The 20697-nt window shown below is 45.9% G+C and carries 17 protein-coding genes and 1 pseudogene; 6 read left to right on the top strand and 12 right to left on the bottom strand.

The window, feature by feature from the left end; all coding sequences use genetic code 11:
- Positions 1-34 precede the first annotated feature (34 nt).
- Complete coding sequence (locus HPL003_RS26160) at positions 35-670, bottom strand: restriction endonuclease (RefSeq protein ID WP_014282826.1); 636 nt, start codon at positions 668-670, stop codon at positions 35-37.
- A 303-nt stretch (positions 671-973) separates the two neighbouring features.
- Here HPL003_RS26160 and HPL003_RS26165 point away from each other — a divergent pair, with 303 nt between their 5' ends.
- Positions 974-1711, top strand: coding sequence for a hypothetical protein (locus HPL003_RS26165; RefSeq protein WP_014282827.1), 738 nt, complete (start codon positions 974-976; stop codon positions 1709-1711).
- 104 nt (positions 1712-1815) lie between these two features.
- Here HPL003_RS26165 and HPL003_RS26170 read toward each other — a convergent pair whose 3' ends face one another.
- The 4 genes from HPL003_RS26170 to HPL003_RS29440 all read right to left on the bottom strand — a co-directional run bounded on the left by HPL003_RS26170 (position 1816) and on the right by HPL003_RS29440 (position 3828).
- Positions 1816-2040 (bottom strand): hypothetical protein, encoded by a 225-nt coding sequence (locus HPL003_RS26170; RefSeq protein WP_014282828.1) that lies wholly within the window; start codon positions 2038-2040, stop codon positions 1816-1818.
- Positions 2041-2190: 150 nt separating this feature from the next.
- On the bottom strand, positions 2191-2361 hold the full coding sequence (locus tag HPL003_RS29360; RefSeq protein WP_014282829.1) for a hypothetical protein: 171 nt from the start codon (positions 2359-2361) through the stop codon (positions 2191-2193).
- A 361-nt stretch (positions 2362-2722) separates the two neighbouring features.
- Complete coding sequence (locus HPL003_RS26175; protein WP_014282831.1) at positions 2723-3145, bottom strand: hypothetical protein; 423 nt, start codon at positions 3143-3145, stop codon at positions 2723-2725.
- Complete coding sequence (locus tag HPL003_RS29440) at positions 3142-3828, bottom strand: hypothetical protein (RefSeq protein WP_238533423.1); 687 nt, start codon at positions 3826-3828, stop codon at positions 3142-3144. Before HPL003_RS29440 ends, HPL003_RS26175 begins: the two co-directional genes overlap by 4 nt.
- A gap of 60 nt (positions 3829-3888) precedes the next feature.
- Between HPL003_RS29440 and HPL003_RS26185 the strand changes: the two genes are divergently transcribed.
- Positions 3889-4131: a helix-turn-helix domain-containing protein gene (locus HPL003_RS26185; protein WP_014282833.1), complete on the top strand. Its 243-nt coding sequence runs from the start codon at positions 3889-3891 to the stop codon at positions 4129-4131.
- 215 nt (positions 4132-4346) lie between these two features.
- On the opposite strand, the gene HPL003_RS26190 is transcribed toward HPL003_RS26185, so the two are convergent.
- Complete coding sequence (locus tag HPL003_RS26190; protein ID WP_014282834.1) at positions 4347-4625, bottom strand: hypothetical protein; 279 nt, start codon at positions 4623-4625, stop codon at positions 4347-4349.
- An 81-nt stretch (positions 4626-4706) separates the two neighbouring features.
- Between HPL003_RS26190 and HPL003_RS28120 the strand changes: the two are divergent.
- Together HPL003_RS28120 and HPL003_RS26195 are read left to right on the top strand one after the other, a co-directional pair.
- A pseudogene (locus tag HPL003_RS28120) lies at positions 4707-4928 on the top strand (tyrosine-type recombinase/integrase); the annotation flags it as partial.
- A 168-nt stretch (positions 4929-5096) separates the two neighbouring features.
- The gene (locus HPL003_RS26195) at positions 5097-5684 is read left to right on the top strand and encodes a hypothetical protein (RefSeq protein WP_014282835.1); all 588 of its coding nucleotides are present in this window, start codon (positions 5097-5099) and stop codon (positions 5682-5684) included.
- A gap of 8 nt (positions 5685-5692) precedes the next feature.
- On the opposite strand, the gene lpdD is transcribed toward HPL003_RS26195, so the two are convergent.
- The 5 genes from lpdD to HPL003_RS26220 all read right to left on the bottom strand — a co-directional run bounded on the left by lpdD (position 5693) and on the right by HPL003_RS26220 (position 16544).
- Positions 5693-6043, bottom strand: coding sequence for a prenylated flavin chaperone LpdD (gene lpdD, locus HPL003_RS26200; RefSeq protein ID WP_014282836.1), 351 nt, complete (start codon positions 6041-6043; stop codon positions 5693-5695).
- A gap of 182 nt (positions 6044-6225) precedes the next feature.
- A complete protein-coding gene (locus HPL003_RS26205) occupies positions 6226-11727 on the bottom strand; it encodes a S8 family serine peptidase (RefSeq protein WP_014282837.1) in 5502 nt (1833 codons plus the stop codon).
- Between the two features lie 545 nt (positions 11728-12272).
- Complete coding sequence (locus tag HPL003_RS26210; protein WP_014282838.1) at positions 12273-13868, bottom strand: S8 family serine peptidase; 1596 nt, start codon at positions 13866-13868, stop codon at positions 12273-12275.
- Between the two features lie 531 nt (positions 13869-14399).
- Positions 14400-16184 carry a SulP family inorganic anion transporter gene (locus HPL003_RS26215; RefSeq protein ID WP_014282839.1) on the bottom strand — a complete coding sequence of 595 codons (1785 nt, stop codon included), beginning with the start codon at positions 16182-16184 and terminating at the stop codon, positions 14400-14402.
- A 30-nt stretch (positions 16185-16214) separates the two neighbouring features.
- Positions 16215-16544, bottom strand: coding sequence for an ArsR/SmtB family transcription factor (locus tag HPL003_RS26220; RefSeq protein ID WP_014282840.1), 330 nt, complete (start codon positions 16542-16544; stop codon positions 16215-16217).
- A 550-nt stretch (positions 16545-17094) separates the two neighbouring features.
- Here HPL003_RS26220 and HPL003_RS26225 point away from each other — a divergent pair.
- Both HPL003_RS26225 and HPL003_RS26230 read left to right on the top strand, forming a co-directional pair.
- Positions 17095-18552 carry an RtcB family protein gene (locus HPL003_RS26225; RefSeq protein WP_014282842.1) on the top strand — a complete coding sequence of 486 codons (1458 nt, stop codon included), beginning with the start codon at positions 17095-17097 and terminating at the stop codon, positions 18550-18552.
- The gene (locus HPL003_RS26230) at positions 18553-19833 is read left to right on the top strand and encodes an AAA family ATPase (protein ID WP_014282843.1); all 1281 of its coding nucleotides are present in this window, start codon (positions 18553-18555) and stop codon (positions 19831-19833) included.
- 102 nt (positions 19834-19935) lie between these two features.
- Here the strand turns inward: HPL003_RS26230 and HPL003_RS26235 are convergent, their stop codons facing one another.
- Positions 19936-20688 carry an amino acid ABC transporter ATP-binding protein gene (locus HPL003_RS26235; protein WP_014282844.1) on the bottom strand — a complete coding sequence of 251 codons (753 nt, stop codon included), beginning with the start codon at positions 20686-20688 and terminating at the stop codon, positions 19936-19938.
- Between the last annotated feature and the right edge of the window lie 9 nt (positions 20689-20697).

Here is a 20697-nt window from a genome sequence, read left to right on the forward strand (position 1 = left end):
TCACTCCTTATAAAATCATCGTTTTACTTGAAGCCTACTTACCTAAAGCAACAAGCTTTTCAGCCTTACGATCCTTCTTCACAATCTTATCATTATTCCTATAATCATCCCATGAATCCAAACTCATGTAAGGCTCTGCTTCAATGATATCTTTTACCTTGCTATGCTGCTGTGACTTGAATAGCTCAATCATTTCAATTAAATCGTTGCGATCCAACAACTTCACTCCATTAAAACTGGCTAACTGTTCACACGAGGTTGTGTATTTGCTCGAAGTAATAACAATAGATTTCTTAGCTCTGTAAAATCGCATAGAACTATACACTTCCTGAACTGCGCTCAAACCAACAGGATTGCTTATTGCATACCGTTTAGCCTGAATGACATTGCGGTAGCCCTCTCTATCCGTAAATACCACATCTGTTCCAAAATCTCTACTGTCTTGTGTTTTATACGCATCACCATAACCTAAACACTGGAACAGCCTGAACAGATACATTTCAAAGTCCTTGCCATCCTCCATACGGTCTATCTCGTTAATGCCAATGTTGTAAGGGTCAATATCCTGCGTTACCTTATATGGTTCCTGAACTCTAGGCTTCTTAAATAAGCGTAGCAGCACCAAAGCAATCAATACAACAACGACACACACTATCACAAATATAGACAAAGATGCTCCTCCTTAGCTGTTCTAGCTCTTTTTCACACTTGCTTATAATACAACAAATAGGGACATTTTCCCACATGTTTTGGATAGTATAGTAAATACATTGGAATAATTATTTACTGTTTTCTAATTCATTGTAAGCGATAAAAGAACTTCATTAAATCTTTCACTTTCATTTTTTACCATTTAATTTCCAGTTCTTTTGAATCAAAAACATAGTATATATGGACTAAAATTCCTTTTTTAGATTGACCATAGGTATAAACAATAAATATACTATCTGTATATTGAAAAAGGAGGAAAAAAATGAAGAAATTAGCTTCAAAATTCTCAAGCTTACTTCTAGTTGGATTAATGTTACTTCCTACAGGTGTACACGCCTCATCTAGTAATGATTCTGTTTCAGCAAAAGCAGCAGTTGAAGGTGAAATTGTTCAAGCATATCGTGTAACTGACAAGGGGTTAATTGAACTTAGCAAAGAAGAACTCCAAGCTTATAAAGCTCAGGAAGAAGAGGCAAACAAGAGCGCACAATTAGAATTAGACAAAGATTCTAGCCAAACAAATTCACAAAATAACGGAGCTATTACACCAAATGCAATTAACGAATACTATTGGCGATATGAACAATCCACATACAAATCTGCTGTTCCTATGAGTTCTCTTAATAGACGTGTTTCCCAATATGTATACAACCGCACTCAAGATAATGCTACAAGAGCAATTTCCTCCTCTACAACCCAAACATGGCAAGCAAATGCTAACCTTACTTACAAACAGTCTGATGCTGTGACAGCAACACTAGGAGGTGGCTGGTCTAGAAGTACTTCTTATACTGATACAACAACAACAACAGTAAGACCTAACTATATGAGTTGGGCTGAATTTACACCTATTATGGATAAATCTTTCGGTTATTTGAAAGAATACTATTCGTTAAACGGCTCAGTAAGAACAAATAATTATACCGAAATCTATATCGCCAGAGTAGTTAGTGGTCGGACTGATGGTATCCTAACCGTTAAAACTGCCCCTATTAATTAATCAGAAGGAGGTTATTCTAAACAGGGATAACCTCCTTGTTTTCTTATGTCAGACAGTTAAGAGATCATAGAACAGATTATTGCTGTCTACTTGATGGTAAGTATTCACTTTTCTTTTCTAACTTCCCCAATAATGATGTAAGTAACTCCTATGATTAAAGATATTATACTGAGTACAAGCAGAACATCATGTCCTTTTAACCTATTCAATGCTATATCCAATGGCGAATCAGCATAGTTTACTACACCATTTGTTACAATAAAATACCTAGAAACATACAATATAGTTGCTATAAAACAAAATGAGACTCCAGCCGCTCTTCTATTCATTAATTCAGCTCCTTTTGTAGTATTGTAAAAATATCTATTTATGTTTAATTATACATCATTATCTTTTTATCAGCAATGAACCTATAAAATTAGCAACAAAAAAAGCCCCTATCGCTAGGCGCTTAGTTACATATCAAAGGGGTGCTAAGTTTAACCCTCCTTGAATATATATGACATTCCCTCTTGTTTCAGTTTTCTCTTTACACGTCGAATAACTGTTAGCTGCTTCCCAATCTCAATCCGTTTCTCCAGCGCTACAGCCTTCCCTGTCGCTTCTTTCACTAACCGTCTATACATTGAATCCAGCAAATCCAAATTCATGTTACATAGCCTTTCTGTCGGCCTGAGCCAAAAATCGAAGACTGATCCAGTTACCAGCTATTGTTTTGAGATACAGTTTACCATTGATTAACCGTCCGTTTTTGTACATGGTTATCGCTCCTTTCTATGTTCACCTTGCTTATATTAGCGGTTATCTAAATCATAGTTACAGTACAATGTTGATTATGATGATAGAATGGTTCTTTTACATTTGATTATGAGTATCGTTCATAGGTTATAAAAGCTCATTAAATGTTATTTTACCGTTGTTATGTGATACAAAAGGACAGATATATGCCTATGATAGTGTGTTTAACCTGTCCTGCTATATGTTTTAGTTAAGCGAATAGTGCGACCTGTGTCATGTGTGAATACTTACCTTGCTCAATGTAGCAATCGTAAATGCGTTCAGGATCCCTGTACGGTACTTATCCATTTTCCACTGAAGGGCTTCCTCTTGAAACAACTTCTCAAACGCCATTTTCTTATTGCGGTAATAGTCATACACGAAAGTAGTTTTGTCTTTATAGCCGTGTGCGTCAATGTCTTCCTTACGCATTTTAGTGAGCAATGACAATGGATGCTTGGCAAATGTAGAGCGATTCAGAAATTCATTAAGGCGTTCAGCCGTGTTGAGCATGAACTGCATTGAGTTGATAAGGATAGTTGCCTTTGGTGAGATATCAAGGAAGTAGCAGAGCTTTTCAATTGTCAGGTCAGAGTGATACGGAATTTCCGTAGTGGTCATGGTGACTACCTCTTGGTTGTTCAATGTGATTGTCATATATGTATCTTCTCCTTTTGGGAAATAGTAGTGTCATGTGACAAATTAGAAACCTGATGTAATCCCTCTCGCTTCATCCTCAGCACGTTCAATGGCTTGAATAAACGAAAGCAAAGGTTCCTCACGTTTATACTGTATAGCCTTCTCAGCAGTACCTCCAGCCGCTTTCCATTCCCAATACGAGATAATATTAATGGACTGTAAGAAATATATGGACAATGCTTCCACAGGATTGACAGCATACAATTGCATAAACTGTTCATCTGTAAGTTGATCGTGCTGTACTTCATTTGATGTAGCAAAAGAAATCTACTTTCACGATTCACATTGACAATACGACTTACATATTCATTGCGGCGTTCAACTGTGTTCAATATGATTTGCATATCGTTACGGATACCTGTTGCTTCAGGGCTGATATTGAGCATATTGAATAGATCATTGGTGGACAGGTCAGGATTGTACGGGGCTGGTTCGATAATACGAGTCCAATTGTCGTCATTACCGTTTTCAAACACTTGTATAGCGTCTGACACGTTTAGGCCAATGGTTTGCCATTTGCGATTAAGTGCATCGGTGATATGGTAATAGTGCAACTCCTTTTCGGTGTCTTCTTCTGATTCCCAAACTGGCTTCATTCGTATAATGTCGATGATGGCTTGCTTGTTGGCTTTTTTGTTCACTGGGTATCTTCCTCCTTGAGATATTGGTAAAATGGTGATGAAAGTGCCAAAGAAAGTACTGTGATATCAGATGTATTATCACGATATCGGTATATTAAAATTAAGTTAAAGGAAGTTCTGAAAGAGCAAGGAATTACGCAAAAGAAACTTGAAGATATTTCAGGAGTTCCACAATCAAAGATATCTAATTTGTGCAACAACAAATTTCAGGAACTAAATATTAATAACCTTGAAAAAATAGCTAACGCCTTAAACATTAAAGATGTATCTGTTTTGATGCAGTTCGAGGAAACAGAAGAATAAATCAACAGCACACAAAATTTATTACCTACATAGACACAGCAAAGAGCCTAGAAATTTATCTAGGCTTATTTGTTGCATATCATAGTTAGTACAAGATTACTATTTTAGAACTAGATTTTGGCTCTAATTAAGACGTAGTTTTTCTCCTATCTAAAGGAACAATTGTTGATAGTTTAAAATCTACATTTCACACTGCCATCAATCAAAAGTCTAAATTAATCTTCTATACGCTTTTGTCTATTTATATTGTCAATACGCTCTTTATTTTGTTTCTTCTTTTCTTCATCCCAAGGCTCATAATCAATAATATTTTCCGACAAATATAATCTTACTACTAATTTTCCATTTACCATCCTTTCAACAGCGTATTTATCTTTGATGTCACAATAGCCCTTTATCCATCCAATACTAGCACCTCTTAACCATATACGCTGGTTGTAGCTCCATTTATTTTGTTTAGATTTTAAATTATCTATTAATCTATTTGATACCATATCATTCTTCTCCCTTCCGATATGCATATAAAAGTTAAGAAAGGATCACCAATTGCGTATCATTATGTCTAAGTTGCTCTTTTACCTTACATTCGATTTCATGATCTAAGACATACATCAGCTTCGTTAATGTTATCTATTGGCGTACATCCAAAGGTAGTTTCTGAGAGATTAGGTCATAGTAGTGTAACTATAACATTGGATACTTATTCACATTTATTGAAAAATATGCAGTCAGATGCGGCAGAAGGATTAACCAATTTATTAAATAGGAATACGATAGAGACACCAGAAAAAAATTGAAATAGAATTCCGTGACCAGAAACGTGACCAAGCAATTAAGAAATAGTGCATTATTAGTAAGAAAACATTGATACATAAGCACTTTTCGTGGTGATCCAGCATACAGTATTTTACCTATTACTGATAAAATGCGCTCCATGAGAGTATCCTGCCAAGGAGGTCGGAGCTATGGTATATCGTGCAACATCCCGCAGAAGGGGTTCGCCTCACAAACGCTTAAATGCTGACATACTCAGGAAAATATCCGCCGCCATGCTGCCATTTTACAAGGCCATTGCCACCCGTCGTTCTTTCGCCGTCCAATGGTCACGTGCTGTGGTGCATGGCAATTTGGATCGGATGAAAGCCCTTCTCTGCTCGGTAGCGCCATTTGCTGCCAAGCAAGGACTGGGCACGAACGGCATTGGCTATTTTATCTCCTTTTTGGCCCAGCCACCGATGCTGTATTATACGAACGGAACGACGATTCCACCCGGTACGGTGCAGTTTACATTTGAGCCGAGGGTTCACCGCGCCATCGCCAGAGCCGTTTTTCCGCTGTATCTCGAATTGGCACGCAATCGATGCTTTGCTTCTGCTTTAGCCAAAGCAATCAACCGGAAAGACCAGCATGTGGTTACTCTGATGATCCGCAGCTTGATTCCATCTACTGCACTGAAATCCGTACAAATCGAGGATCATGGCTTTGCGTTGCTTTTTAAGTATCCTTACAGTAAATATCCATACCGAAATCTGCTCTTTCAGGAGTTTTCTTAAAAAGGTCGCTACAAACGTTTTTGCTTGAGTTCTTCAATCAGCTCTTTACCCAATTGTATAGCCATGTCCGTCAAAATTCGGATCTCGTCCTTCGTTACATCGTTCATATGCGCCCCGCAGCAAATTGCAAAGTTGCCTGCAAACTCTTTCCGCAAACGAACAGCAATTTCTTCGGTAATATAAAATTCCTTGTGGGCTTGCAATTGAACGGTTTGAATCGGCTCCAGTCTGGCTCCTGCTGTAATCGTTCCCAGATGGGGCTGATCGCCGCCTGAAATAAGTACGACAATGTCCTCTCCCATAAAATAGGCATCCAGCATAAGGCGGATACGCCCGCTTTCTTTTTGCAAATGAATCATATGATCCTCTCCCGCTTAAAATAATACTGTCGTGTGAATAGATTCACTTTATTTATTTCTAATTATTGTATCGCTTCCTGAGCAGTTCGACAATTAAAAATGGCCCACAGCAGCCTCCATTCACGGTGGCTTGCTGTGGGCCTCCTCGCTATTTTAAAAGAATCATTCCATCCTACTGTCTGTTAACGGATCGTAATCGCATGCACCGCTTTACCAGTAGCGCCATCATTATCTGTCACCGTCAGCTCCACCAGATAGGTTCCGGCTGTGGTGAATTTATGCTTCACCTTGGAACCGACGGCTGTATCGCCATCACCAAAATTCCAGCTGTAGCTGACGATTTTACCATCTGCGTCACGTGAAGCTTTGGCGTTAAATTGTACATTCTTGTTCTTCTTGGCTGAATCATTCGCCTGAATAATGGCTACCGGCTTTTCATTGGATGCAGGTGGATTCGGATCAGGGTCCTGTCCACCGCCTTTCGTTACATACAATCTTCCCGGCGCTTCTGTCTTCACTTCATTGCCTGCCGCATCCCTTACCCGGATTGCGATGACTCCGCCCTCCAGATTCAGAGAAGACGAAGTGAAATAAGTGCCCTCATAGTGCCCTGACGAAGTTTCGTTTAACGGAATTTCGTTTTGTCCCAAGGTGGACAGGTTGAAGGGCAGCTCCACATGAAAGGACGCCTCCAAGCCGGATGCACTATCGAAGGATACCCGTACCGGCCCCCCTGGAGCGATGCGCACATCCTCAGCAGGATTAATGTTTTCCAGCTTCGGCAAGGCTGTATCGACATACACTGAACGGGTAACCGTCGTTACGTTCTCGGCAAGATCCGTGGCCGTTACCGTAATCTGATTTTCTCCTTCATTGATAAGCAGCCGCTTGTTAAAGCTGCCGTCACTTCCAAATTCGGCTGGCTCACCGTTAATCGTCAAGTCGGTGAGGAACTCGTCGTACACCGTACCGGTTACACTGACGACACCCGCATTTGTACGGGCTCCTTCATCCGGCGAAGTCAAGATCAGACCCGGTTTAGTCTGGTCAAGTATGACGACCACGGGCTCGGAACGATCCGTCAATTTGCCGTATACCGCCGCTTGAACACTCAGCGGATTAGCACCCGGCTGAAGCTCAACCGACAGACTGAACTGGCGATCCTTCACCTTGGTTGTGCCAGCCAGTTCATTACCATTAAAGAGCTGGATGTCCGCCCCGTCTGCCGGGGAAGTACCTGTAACGGTAATTGTCTCTTCCTTCGTATACGTTGCCTTCGTCGGTGTTGTAATCGTTGGCGCATTCACCGGATATCGGACGATAGCACGAATCATGTAATTGCCCTCATCCTCCGGTGATTGACTCCATGCGCCGCTTACACCTTGCCAGCTACGAAGCGCATTCGGTCCACTCTCGTCTGTAGCAAGACCCGGAGACTGCGTGCCTGCGCTTGGTTGCGTATAAACGATGTAAAAGTCACCTTGAGCCGATACGGGTTCAGGGAATTGTACCGTCGTCCACTTTGTTTCATCTCGAACGGCTGTGCCGTCAAATGGACCAGCCAGCAGACGTCCCGGTGCGCCTGCCGCCCCAGATGCATCATAGACGGAGTATTGGAACGCCGTTCCTCCCGGATTCGGGAAGGCAGCGTTCCAGAACAGAAGGGATGCGCCTGTCACTTGAGCCACTTCCGACTCAGGTGTCATTCGAACTGCCCAAGAATTGCCTGCCGCATTAAAGGCTCTGGCATTTTCCCCTGTACCGTCATCATAAGCGATGCCTCCCTGGAAGCCGATAAAAGGCTTCAGCGTGACGTTTGCTTCCACGCTGCCGTTCGGAGGAGCCGTAACGGATACGCTGTCGCTATAATAATTGTTGGCTGAAATGGATAAAGTATATGTTCCTTCCAGCACGTCCAGTGTAAATTCTCCTGCTTCATTCGTCTCTACCGGAGCAATACGTGCATCCTCCAGCACCAGCACTTTCGCTTTTTGGATGGGTTCACCGGATTGCTTGTCGGTAATGACTCCGTGAACCGTACCATGAGGTACAGCTTGGAGACTAAAGTTTGCTCTGATGACTTTATTATTCTCAATCGTGACCTGCTTCGTTTGCGGCTCATAGCCATAGGCTTCAGCCTTCAGCGTATAATCGCCAGCTACGTGAATGAAGCTGTATTTACCTGTGGTCGGATCGGTTTTCACCGAACGTCCGGTTTCCAGTACGGTAACTGTGGCGCTGGCAGGAAGACTTTCGAGACCGACACGTCCACTGTCCACCGTCGCTTCCGTCGGCTTCACTTTTTCCTGGAATTCACTCTTTTCGGTGCTTGTAATTTTGTACAGCGGGAATTGTTCTTCCGCTTTTTCCAGCTTGATATTCGACTCAGGTACGATATCCTTGGTTACTGTCGAAGCTGGAATGCCCAACACACGGAAATCGTCAATGTACCAACCGTTTTTGTTCACACTGTTATCTGATTTCAAGCGGAAGCGAATTTGAATCTCATTGCCGGTATAGCTATCCAGATTGTAGTAAACTGGAGTCCATTTTTTCCCATTGGTGTTATGAGAGAATTTGCCCAGCTCGGTCCAAGTGTCGCCATTATTTTGGGACACTTCCACATAACCGAAGTCATAGCCGGCCTCAATTTCAAACCAGTGGTTGAAGGTCAGTGTCGCGTTGCGCACACCATTCAAATTAATTTTTGGAGAAACCAGTGAAAAGTCAGCTCCGCTCTCATAGCTGCTATCGAGATCCGTCGCCCATACGTTTGGTTTGGATGCCGCACTCTCAGGCCCGACTTTGGGAATGCCACGCTCCCATTCATCCTTGGTACCTGAGTGAGTCCAGCCGTTATCCGAGCTGCCGTCAAAATGATCGCTATACAGCGTATCCGGTACGTCTACTCTCAGAGAGACCTCATTCGACTTGACTCCCTCGTTACCGCTGTAATCCTCGGCCGCCACTGCATAATGATAGGTCGCCCCACCGACCGTGATCGTATCAGTGAAGGTCAGCCCCGTGGTTGTACCCAACGAAGTGTAATTTTTGCCCGATTGGGTGGAGCGATACACTTTGTATTGCTTCACATCTTCATCGGATGAAGCATTCCAGGCCAGCGTAACGTTGCCGACCGTATCCGCTTCGGCAGTCAAATTACTTGGCGCGGCAGGAGCAACGGTATCCGGTTCCTGAATCGACAGGTCGTCGATGTACCAGCCCTCTTTCACAATCGTATTGTCACTTGTAAAGTTGAATAAGAGGTACACCTTTTGACCTGCGAATGCCCGCAAATCCAGATACTGTGTTTTCCAGCCGTTGCTGGTTCCGGTAAACGATAAGACCTGCTCAAATGCATTCTGACTATTAGTGGTCGCTACATACACTTTGCCGAAATCAGAATTGTTTTCAAGATCGTACCAATGTTTGAAGCTAACCAGTGCCCCTTTCGGACTTTCGGTCAGATCAATTGGAGGAGCCATAAAATAACTGTTGGAATTGGTCTGGTATTGGCCTTCGAGATTAGTCGCGAGGACCTTTGCACCCGAATGTGCGCTTTTAGGGCCGCTTGTCGGAGTTCCCCATTTCCAGACACTGCCTTGTCCGCCGATATTGATACCAGCGATGTCTTTTTCAAAATCCTGCGTATATCCCGGCTTAACACCCTTGGAGATGCTAACCTTATATACTTCCGTTTCAAAACCGTTATTACCGTAATCATTGACACGAATATAGTATTCCAGACCGGCGCTGTTCACCAAAAAAGTCGGGATGGACGCTTGATATGTACCGTCTTTGCTGTCGCCGGAGGTCCGTTCCAACGGAATATATACATAGTTTGACGTGCCCGCTGTTTTGGCAAAGGCCTCAACTGCTGTCACCCCGACATTATCCGTTACATGAGCAGTCAGAGGTATATCAATGCCCTCGAATGCCGCAGTAGCCGGTGTATGCTCCAGAACAGGCGCTTCCAGATCGTCTCCACCTGTTACGACTTTACCGGACACGGAGCCCAAGCCTTGAACGACAGAGCCGACTGCATCCAGCGCATTAATAACACCATGTCCGTAGCCGTTGTTCGGAGAAGTCGGATATGTGCTATTCGTGCGCGCTGTAGCTGTGTTCATCAGAATATCCTCTAGCTGATCCACGGTAAGCGAATGATTCGCTTGCAGCAACAGAGCCGCAAGTCCCGCTACATGAGGGCCCGCCATAGAAGTTCCGTTATATCCGCCTTTGTAGGCACCGCCAGCCACGGATGACCGAATATTCACCCCCGGTGCGGATACTTCGGGTTTCACTTCGCCATATGGTGACGGTCCCAGCAGTGAGAAGCTAGCTAGTTTGTCATTGATATCAGTTGCTCCAGTGGCAAAGGATTCCGGGTAATTGGCCGGATTCGCTACCGATGCAGGTCCGCCCGGGTTGGAAAGGGAGGTGTTACCTGCTGAGAATTCGGGGAATATTTGAGCATCCCGCCATGCTTGAACTACAGGTCGGAACCATTCATCCAGGCCGGGTCCGCCACCCCACGAATTGTTCACCACGTCCGGTGCAAGCTCGGGATGTAGATTGCCTTGAGCATCCCTTGGCGCAAGCAGCCACTGACCGCCGTCCAGTATAATCGCATCCGTCGTTTCCGGATTAAAAATCCGAACCGCAATCCACTTCGCGCCAGGCGCAACGCCGATCCGGTTGGTTCCGTTTTCCTCGGAGCCGACCATCGTGCCCATCGTATGCGTACCGTGGGAATCGTCTTCCTGATCGACTGGAAGCGTGGCATGACTATGCGGATCGTACCAGCTCAGCTCAGGATTCACAATATTCCCCGCTGCATCCAGACCGCGCCATTTGCGATGCAGGGCCGGATGAGTATAGTCTACGCCTGTATCGAGATTGGCCACGACGATTCCGGTTCCATCAATTCCTTGTTCCCATACTTGAGGTGTATTAATATGTGATATATTCCATTCCACGGTAGACGGGTCTACAGCGTTCTTACCTGCATTGCCGGGCTTCGCTGATGTTTTACTATCGTCCTTCTCCAGCTCTACAGCTTTCTCTGCCGTTGCAGATTTTGCCGTGTCTGCTGCCGCTGTTTCAGCAGTTTTGGCGACTGCCCCCTCTGCCTGCTTGTCAACCGTCACCTTTTGCAGATAACGTGTTTCATTCGGCAAAATTTTGTCTACCTCAGGCAACTGTGAAATATGGTCCAGCACCTCCTTGGTACTTGTGACCGCCAAGGCATTGACAATAAAGTAGCTTTTATATTCCTTCACTCCACCGCTCTCCGATTGCTTATCCAAATAATTTTCAAGCCCATATTGGGTTCTTGAAGCGGTTTCACGTAGAGAGCTGATCACATTGCTACGGACAGCCATTTTGGCGGCAGAGGGTGTTATTTTCTCAAGCGAGGCCTTTTGGAGAGCATTTTTGGAAACCTTGTTTGTGTCCACCTGTTCTTTTAATTTGACCAGATAAGTTACATAATTGTTCTCCTCAAACTGTTTGGTCAGTTTAGGGGATACCTTCGTGGTCGTTACCTTGTGCGAGCCTGATTTCAGCTCCAGCTTGGAGCCATCCGGTGTATTATTCGCCAAAGCGGGTTGGACAAAAGAAAAGGCCATAAGCAAAGATAGTCCGATAGATAGTGGTTTCTTGAATCGTTTAGGTTTAATCAATTACTCCTCCACTCCTTTTACTAGGTTTAATATTTCTGGTATAACCTGTACGAGAGTAAGACCTCATGCCTTCTTGCCTTGCACATCAAATCTACGGGCTCACAACATGATAGGGTTGACAACCACCTCCTTCATAGAATATAGAGGTATAAAACGATTTAGATTTTCATAGGTGAATGTATTTCATAGATGAGTTTGTGAGTCAAAGATAGCATGCGATGAAATTCAGCAGATACCAAGGAGAACAAGCAGGAGAATGTCGAAGAGAGAACATGTTATAACACGACATGTTATATCGTTACATTTTATATTAAAAATTGATATAAAAACATATATTATGGATAGTATAAAGTTATCAAAACAGATATACAAGTCATTTTTTTGCAATCTTCTTTAAATTAATGATTTTTGTATTTTCTATGTACGAAAACCCCTTTATAGCGGCTGCATAAATGTTGCATTACACGGTTAGCAGGTGTATGCAATCTCTGGATGAGCCGCTTCAAGGGATTTCCGAAGTCTTTCTACAACACGATCAGACCATTCTAGTTAAGTACCGAATTGACCGCAGCCAACGCGTCGATCAGACCATATCCATAGCCGTTATTCGGTGAAGTCCGATACTGGCTGTCTGTCAGCGGCGTCGCTGTTTTCGAAATAACATCCTCCAGTTGATCCACTGTCAAGGATGGCTTGGCCTGGAGCAGCAATGCCGCTAATCCGGCCGTATGCGGGCCTGCCATGGATGTACCGTTCCAGCCACCCTCGTAAACACCACCAGGAACAGAGGAACGGATGTTTACGCCAGGGGCCGATATCTCAGGCTTCACTTCTCCATATGGCGAAGGACCACGCAGCGAGAAGCTCGCCAGCTTGTTGTTAACATCAGTCGCTCCTGTGGCATAGGCTTCCGGCAGGTTCGCCGGATTAGCTACAGACCCAGGTCCGCCCGGATTTGACAGTGTCGTGTTGCCTGCAGAGAACTCAGGGAAAATCTGAGCCGCTCTCCACGCCTTGGTGACTGGACGATACCATTCATCCAGACCAGGTCCACCGCCCCAAGAGTTATTCACCACATCCGGCGCAAGCTCAGGATGCTTCTTGCCATTTTTGTCTACTGGGGCCAGCAACCATTGACCTCCGTCCAGCAGAATGGAATCTGTCGTTGACGGGTTAAATACCCGTACGGCAATCCATTTGGCACCGGGAGCAACCCCGATTTCATTCGTACCGTTACTGTCCGAGCCAACACTCGTCCCCATCGTATGTGTACCATGTCCGTTTGAATCTGTTGGCAGTGATGCTCCGTTAACCGCATCATACCAGCTCAGCTCTGGATTAACGACTTGACCGGAAGCATTCAAACCGCGCCATTTTCTTTTCAGCGCCGGGTGAGTGTACTCTACGCCTGTATCAAGATTGGCAACGACAACCCCTTTGCCGTCAATGCCTTTGGCCCAAACCTGTGGTGCTTTGATTTTGGAAATATTCCATTCGGCTCGGCTCGGCGTTACAGCATCCTTATATACGGATTCCTCCACGGATTTTTGTGCATTCTCTTCCGTTGCAGCCGTGTCTACAGCAGCTTGTTCGGCTGCTGGCTGGGCATCCTTATCTATTTCAACCTTTTGCAGCTCCCGCGTTTCATCCGGTAAAATTTTGTCTACCTCAGGAAGTGTGGCGAGATTATCCAATACCTCCTTGGTACTCGTTACCGCAAGCGCGTTCACGATAAAGTAGCTCTTGTACTTTTTGACGCCTCCGTTATTGACTTCCTTCTTTAAGTATTCTTCCACAGGCTGTTGAGATTTTTCAGCAGTATCAATGAGAGAGTTCACAACTGTTGTACGTACAGACAGCTTAGCGGCAGCCGGAGAAATCTGGTCTGAGGAAGCCTTTTGGAAAGCATGCTTGGCAACCGACTCTGTATCTACCTGATCTTTTAATTTGACCAGATAGGTGACGTACTCGCTTTCACTAAATTGCTGGTTCAGCTTGGCTGAAACCTTGGCGGAAATGGTTGAAGCTCCTGCCGCGGTGGTTGTGCTCGCATCTCCGTACACCGGAGAAATCAGAGAAAAAGCAAGAATAGCAGTAAAACTAACCGATAACGTCTTTTTGATATTTTTCGACTTAATCAATACTTTTCATCTCCCTTTACTTGGTTTTGTGGTTCTCAAGAATAACCTGCCGACAGCCGCGTGAAAAGCTCACGAAATAGCCTCTGGTCATCACCTCCTTCAAAAAATATAGATTCTAGCTTGGAATCCATAGGTCATGATTCTGTGGTGAATAACCAAGGGGGCAGGACCGGAAGAAATAGTGTAAATTTTAAAAATTCAGCTTATATCGCTTTGGAAAAAGTAAGAGAAAAACCTGAAGAAAAAAGTAGGGTAGGAAGCTAGAAGTTATCGAGGAGTTTAATATCTGTGCATTAAAAGCCAAATTAAAACAAAAGAATGATACAAATGGTATCTTTTGAATCTAGTATAATGTCATAAAAACAGATATACAAGCATTTTTTTTTGAATTTTTTCCCTTTTTCTTTGAAAAGCAAAAAACCTCTTCCGTTTTTACGAGCAAGTGCTGGTCTTGATATTGCACTTCTTATCGTAAAAATAAAAGAGATTTTTCGGCATTCCTTCTACATTCCATAGAAGATTCAGAGAGGGCTATCTGCCACTGTTTACAGGTATGGGAACCGGAACCGCTCCATCCGAAATGGATGGTCTTGATAGTGCTTGCGACCTGCCGCATAGGGCGGCACATTCCCGAAAAGCCATCTGCCTGCACCCCCGACATGTATCCCGATCCACTCGTGCTATGGCTGCCGTAAGGGCTTCTCCTGTATGCTCGAAAAAATGCTCGTGTCCGATCATGTCGTAACATCCGGTTTTGTGAAGTAATGTCTGCGGCTGCGGCTGGAGGCCGGAAACAAGCACCGTTCCACCGGATTTACGATATTTCTGAATCAATGCGGTAAAGTTAGACTCTCCTGTCATATCCATAAAGGGAACCTTACCCATACGCAACAATAAAATCCCTTGCTTATAGCCAGCCTGACCTCCCATCCCCGAATTTTCCAATGCCGAAGCGGCACCAAAAAATAGAGGGCCTTCCACACTATAAATCGCCACCTGTGGGCAATCATGCTGCTCTGTAACCATATGGGCACCGACTTTTTCATGCTTAACGGAAGGATCGGGTAGTACCTTATCCACTGAAAGTGTACTGCTCATACGCTTGACGAACAGTACAACGGCCAGAATCAGACCTACCTCAACAGCCGTGGTCAGCGTCGTAAATACCGTCAGTAAAAAGGTGACAACCAGTACGATAGAGTCCGCTGTCCGCGTCTTGAGGATGTGTGCAAAATGTGTGCGCTCGCTCATATTCCAGGCGACCACCATCAACACCGGAGCCATACTCGCCAACGGAATATTGGATGCATATGGAGCAAAAACCACCAGAATAAGCAGCACAACCAAGCCGTGTACAATGCCCGACATGGGAGACACGGCACCACTGCGGATATTGGTGGCTGTGCGCGCAATCGCCCCCGTCGCAGGAATACCGCCAAATAGTGGTGTGAGCAAGTTGGCAAAACCTTGTCCAACCAGCTCACGATTGCTGTTATGCCGGGCCCCTGTCATGCCGTCAGCAACCACCGCCGAAAGCAGGGATTCGATAGCTCCCAGCATTGCGATGACAAGTGCGGGCGGCAGCAGCTTCACAATTAGGTCCCAGGTCACGCTTGGAACATGCAGCTCAGGCAGAGATGCCGGAATTGCGCCGTATGCGGTGCCGATCGTTGCCACCTGACCCGGAAAAAGCCAGGCTGCCACCAGCGTGGATAAGAGCAGGCCAACGAGTGAACCGGGTACCTTGGGCCATTTTTTAGGCACCAGAATGAGGGCGGCAAGACAGATACCCGCCGTCAGAATACTGTACACATTCAGTGAAGGCAGGCGATGGATCAGCTCTGCCATAGAAGGCAGAAACGTTTCATGCCGCTCTACTCCGCGCAAGCCGAGAAAGTTAGCAATCTGACCGCTGAAAATCGTCACGGCAATGCCCGCCGTAAAGCCAATCGTTACCGGCTTAGGGATGAACTTAATTAACGCGCCTAGCCTCAGCACGCCCATTAAGATGAGCATAATCCCCGCCATGAAACCGGCTATGAGCAAATTCTCATAACCGTACTGCATGACAATAGCCAGCAAAATCGGAATAAAAGCGCCCGTAGGTCCGCCAATCTGAAATTTGGACCCTCCTAACAGCGAAACCAAAACTCCTGCCACAATGGTTGTGTACAACCCGTATTCCGGCTTTACTCCCGATGCAATGGCAAACGCCATACCGAGCGGAATTGCCACAATTGCCACGATACTTCCGGAAATCAGGTCCTTTCGCAAAGCTCCTGCGTTATATCCCTCGAACCTTCCCATCCACTTCATCCTCTGTAACCCTTCTTTTCTGTAGTAGCATTACTTCTCGTTCCGTATACCCTCCAGCAACGAGATAGCTTCGACCAGATGATTGTCAAAAATTTGCCGCGCCACCGCAAGCAGTTCCGTCAAGAGCGGGTCCCGCAGCGAGTAAACGACCGTCGTGCCTTCCTTGATGCTGCTCACCAAATTTTTGGCGCGCAACACGGCCAATTGCTGCGATACGGCAGAGCCTTCGGAACCGAGCGCAGTCTGTAGCTCATTTACGTTCCGCTCCCCTTCACTCAACACCTCCAGAATGCGGATGCGCAGAGGGTGAGCCAATGCTTTGAAAAAGTCGGCCTTAAACTTCTGGAGATCTCCTTCCATGCTTGCTCCGTCCCCTCACAAAAATTGTTCTGTAAACCATCAACAATCTCTGAATATTTGAATATTTAGACAGTAACAGGTTTGGGTCATTTGAACTATGATTTAACTCACACTTCACTATGATTAAAGTCACATCTTTCCATTCTTCCTCTTTTCAGGGTTGACAGCTTCCACAGGTTTCCATTAACATAGCAATTAACTTTAGGAAAAGGGGGCCGACAGACATGACTGAGCTTTACATGATGGTAACAGACAGGCAGCATGACAAAACCATATATAAGAATTTTCGTCTCATCGGCCCCGTTCGGGCGACATGATGGGGGACATCGCGCTGTCTGACGGCGTGATTAACCAGGCTTTTTTCTGTATGTAATGCCATTGGAAGAACAGGTTATTTTACGTATTAATGATGTATAGATCATGACGTGTAATGACACTTTCGGTGCAGAAAGCCGTAGACGACAAGTCTGCGGCTTTTTTTATTTCTTTTTTTAAAGCTTAATTTGTATGTATTTTTAGATTTACATGAAGAAGGGAATTATCCAACGATATGAATATACAACACACGACAGACTCGTTCTTACAAAAAGGACCTTACAGCCATCTTATGAAGCTTCCGGCTGGCGATTTGACCGTATATGCTTCTCAGCAGCTTTTCTCCTCACTGGATTACAAGGTGTTCGAGATGGCTAATAACAATTTACAAATTCCCGGTATCCGCTATATGGGGTATACACCAGATGTACATGTAGGCGTCGGAACCTGCATCGGCACAACAGCGGTATGGGGAATGGAGGACGGCTATGTATCTCCCTCCATCGTCGGCAGTGATATCGGCTGCGGCATGCGCGTACACCTGACCAATTTGCACAAGGATGCCTTGAAGGAAACCAAGCTGCGCCGCAAGCTGGTCAAGACCATTGATAAATATTTGCCGATGGAAGCCCACCAGCGTGGACATTATTCAGATATCCGGCTGGAGCATATTGTACGCAAGGGCCTGCATGGGTTACCCAATAAATATATTCCGGACAGCTACACGCCCAAAAAATCAACCTCACTCACCCATGTAGAGCACAGTAAGTTCTCATTTGATGAAGAGGTACTTAATCTCGTCGAAGATCGCACGTGGCACCGGGCTCACCGACAGCTCGGCACGCTGGGTGGAGGGAATCATTTCGTTGAAATTCAGGCGATTGAGATTGCCGAGCACAACCGTGAAATAGCCGAAGCCTGGGGGATGTTCGACGGTCAGGTTGCCGTCATGGTTCACTCCGGATCACGTGCCTGGGGTGGAGCGGTCAGCCAAACCAGCTCGTCTGCCATTGCCAAAGCAATGGGTCGCCTTGGGCTTGGAACCTCTGATCCAAGGTTGGTATTTGCCCCCCTGGAGCATCCCGAAGCTGCACATTACATCAATATGATGTACTCGGCACTGAACTATGCGGTGGTGAACCGACATTTGATCGCTTTTTCCGTACGTGAAGCCTTTCGTGATGTCTTTGGTACAAAGTGCGAGTTGCGCACCTTGTACGATCTGATGCACAATTATGGTTGGGAGGAATCCCACCCGGATCACGGCAGCGTGTTTGTGCATCGTAAAGGGGCTACCCGCGCTCTTCCAGCCGGACATCCTAACAATCCGAAACCTTACCGGGAAACAGGACATCCGGCCTTGATTCCCGGCTCTATGGGGACGTCTTCCTATATTATGGTCGGTCTGCCGGGCGGGCAGGATAACTTCCACTCCATTTGCCATGGAGCGGGCCGTATCCGTTCACGCTCTGCGACCAAACGACTCGTAAGTGTGGACGATTTTGCCGGAGCACTTGGTGTAGGGACAGACGACGAGATTGTGGTCAATCAGTCATCGCTGGAAAGCATTCTCGACGAATCTCCCCAAGCCTACAAAAATGTAGATGATATTATTGAAAGTGTCACCGGGGCAGGACTTGCAACCGTTGTAGCCAAATGCAAGCCGCTGGCCGCCCTGAAAGGAGCCAAATAATTGAGTATAGACATCCCAGCTATTTACGAATTTGATGAACGTACGGATGGGCGTATTACCGGCTATGCCGCTTATGCCCGTCTGATCGACGGCATCAGTGAAGCCCTATATAACCGCTATGGCGTAAAATATGAGCTGTATGCCAGTGACGATCCCAATATTGAGTATTGGGACTTGCTGGAGGAGGACATTCGTTCAGGCAGCCCGGATCTGGAGCATGTGGCACGGGTCTTTGATCGCTTGGAGGAACGCACCATCCAATATGACGATGACGGGCCCACTCCAGAATACGGCGTGCATCTGTCGATGCGTAATAATGTATTCGCCTATCCCAAGTGGGGCATCGCGCTGGCGCGGGTTCCCTTTTTCCGTGAAAATGGCGTATATAATGAAGATTACGTATTTGCGACAGGCGATCAGGAGCTGCAAGGCTTCCTCGCGGGCGTACGCGGGCGTGAACGCAAGCAGAATATGACGCGGGTCACCGTCTTTACTGACACAAGCCGCGGATTATCCCGGCAGGCGGAGCCAATTACCCGTGCCATTACGCGGGATGACGTTATTTTGAAAGCTGAAATCAAGCGCGATATTTTCCGTTCACTCGATCAGTTTTTTGAAGCAGATCGTACATTCTATCAGACTTATAATATTCCATACAAACGCGGTATTCTGCTGTATGGCCATCCGGGCAACGGGAAAACGACGCTTGTTAAATCTATTGCGAGCAGCGTACCGGGTCCGGCCGCCTACTGGCAAATTACGGAGTATACAACCAGCGAATCGGTTAAAGAGGTGTTCGAGGCGGCTACCCGTCTCGCTCCGATGGTGCTGGTCATTGAGGATATTGATTCCATGCCGCAGGAAGTTCGTTCCTTTTTCCTGAATACGCTTGATGGCGCTACTTCCAAGGAGGGTATCTTCCTGATCGGAACAACCAATTATCCCGAAAAAATTGATCCAGGTCTGATGAACCGGGCGGGTCGCTTCGACCGTGCCTATGAAATCAGTCTGCCGGATGAAGCGCTACGACTAGCGTATCTCAAGCTGCGCAACTTCCTTGTTTTTGCAGGAGAAGCGGGTACGCAGAAGGCGGCAGCGATGACTGACGGCTTTTCTCTGGCCCAGCTTGGTGAGCTGTATGTCAGCACTGCTCTGGAATGGCATGAGAGTGGAAAAACGGACATTGAGCTGATTATTAAAGGTATGCGAGGCGAGCTGGATAAGAGCCGCAAGCAGGACTGGTTAAAAAATGTAGCCGAAGGACGAGTTGGATTCTTCTAAATCCTCTCCTGATTTCCCTTTCGGACGTACATCATCATATGCAAAGAACCTCTGAAGCCCATTTTGGCGCATTTAGAGGTTCTTCTTTTTTCCACATTTTCTTCATTCTGTTTCCCCGCTCAACCGATTTAAAAACTGAATGGCTCGTAGACTGGTCGGGCGTTCAAGCACCTCATGAGGTGAACCTTGCTCCACAATCACGCCCTGATCCATCAAAATCACATGGTCCGCCACCTCAGCCGCAAATTTCATTTCATGAGTGACAATGACCATGGTCATACCTTCGGCAGCCAGTTGCTTCATAACTTTAAGCACCTCGCCTACCAGCTCGGGATCAAGCGCAGAGGTCGGCTCATCGAATAACAGCACCTCTGGATCGACCGCCATTGCCCGGGCAATACCGACCCGTTGCTGCTGTCCGCCCGACAACTGATGTGGATAGGATTCGGCTTTTTCCGCCAGTCCCACCTTTTTAAGCAGCTCCAATCCGCGTTTGCGTGCCTCGTCCTTACTCTTCTTCTGAACGGTGACTTGGCCCTCCATTACATTTTGAACTGCTGTCATATGCGGGAACAGGTTGTAGGATTGAAATACCATACCTGTCCGCTTGCGCAGCGCCAAGATGCTTTCCTGTCGCAGCTTCGTTCCTTTCGCAAAATTCAGGGCAATATCCCCCACCTGAATCTCGCCCTGATCAGGAACCTCCAGCAAATTCAGACAGCGCAAAAGCGTTGTTTTTCCGGAGCCGGAAGGACCGATGATAACGAGCACCTTTCCTTTATCCAGTGTCACGTCTACTCCTTTAAGCACTTCCAGCGAGCCGAACGATTTGTGTATATTCCGAATTTGGATCACCGGTACAAT

The sequence above is a fragment of the Paenibacillus terrae HPL-003 genome (assembly GCF_000235585.1).
In the GTDB taxonomy this organism is placed as follows: Bacteria; Bacillota; Bacilli; order Paenibacillales; family Paenibacillaceae; genus Paenibacillus; species Paenibacillus terrae_B.

Bases quoted from the DNA above. Each gene is read 5' to 3' on its own strand.
- HPL003_RS26195 (WP_014282835.1), top strand. From the start codon at position 5,097: ATGGTATATCGTGCAACATCCCGCAGAAGGGGTTCGCCTCACAAACGC.
- HPL003_RS26170 (WP_014282828.1), bottom strand. From the start codon at position 2,040: ATGAATAGAAGAGCGGCTGGAGTCTCATTTTGTTTTATAGCAACTATA.
- HPL003_RS26190 (WP_014282834.1), bottom strand. From the start codon at position 4,625: ATGGTATCAAATAGATTAATAGATAATTTAAAATCTAAACAAAATAAA.
- HPL003_RS26165 (WP_014282827.1), top strand. From the start codon at position 974: ATGAAGAAATTAGCTTCAAAATTCTCAAGCTTACTTCTAGTTGGATTA.
- HPL003_RS26225 (WP_014282842.1), top strand. From the start codon at position 17,095: ATGAATATACAACACACGACAGACTCGTTCTTACAAAAAGGACCTTAC.
- lpdD (WP_014282836.1), bottom strand. From the start codon at position 6,043: ATGATTCATTTGCAAAAAGAAAGCGGGCGTATCCGCCTTATGCTGGAT.
- HPL003_RS26175 (WP_014282831.1), bottom strand. From the start codon at position 3,145: ATGACAATCACATTGAACAACCAAGAGGTAGTCACCATGACCACTACG.
- HPL003_RS26215 (WP_014282839.1), bottom strand. From the start codon at position 16,184: ATGAAGTGGATGGGAAGGTTCGAGGGATATAACGCAGGAGCTTTGCGA.
- HPL003_RS26220 (WP_014282840.1), bottom strand. From the start codon at position 16,544: ATGGAAGGAGATCTCCAGAAGTTTAAGGCCGACTTTTTCAAAGCATTG.
- HPL003_RS29360 (WP_014282829.1), bottom strand. From the start codon at position 2,361: ATGAATTTGGATTTGCTGGATTCAATGTATAGACGGTTAGTGAAAGAA.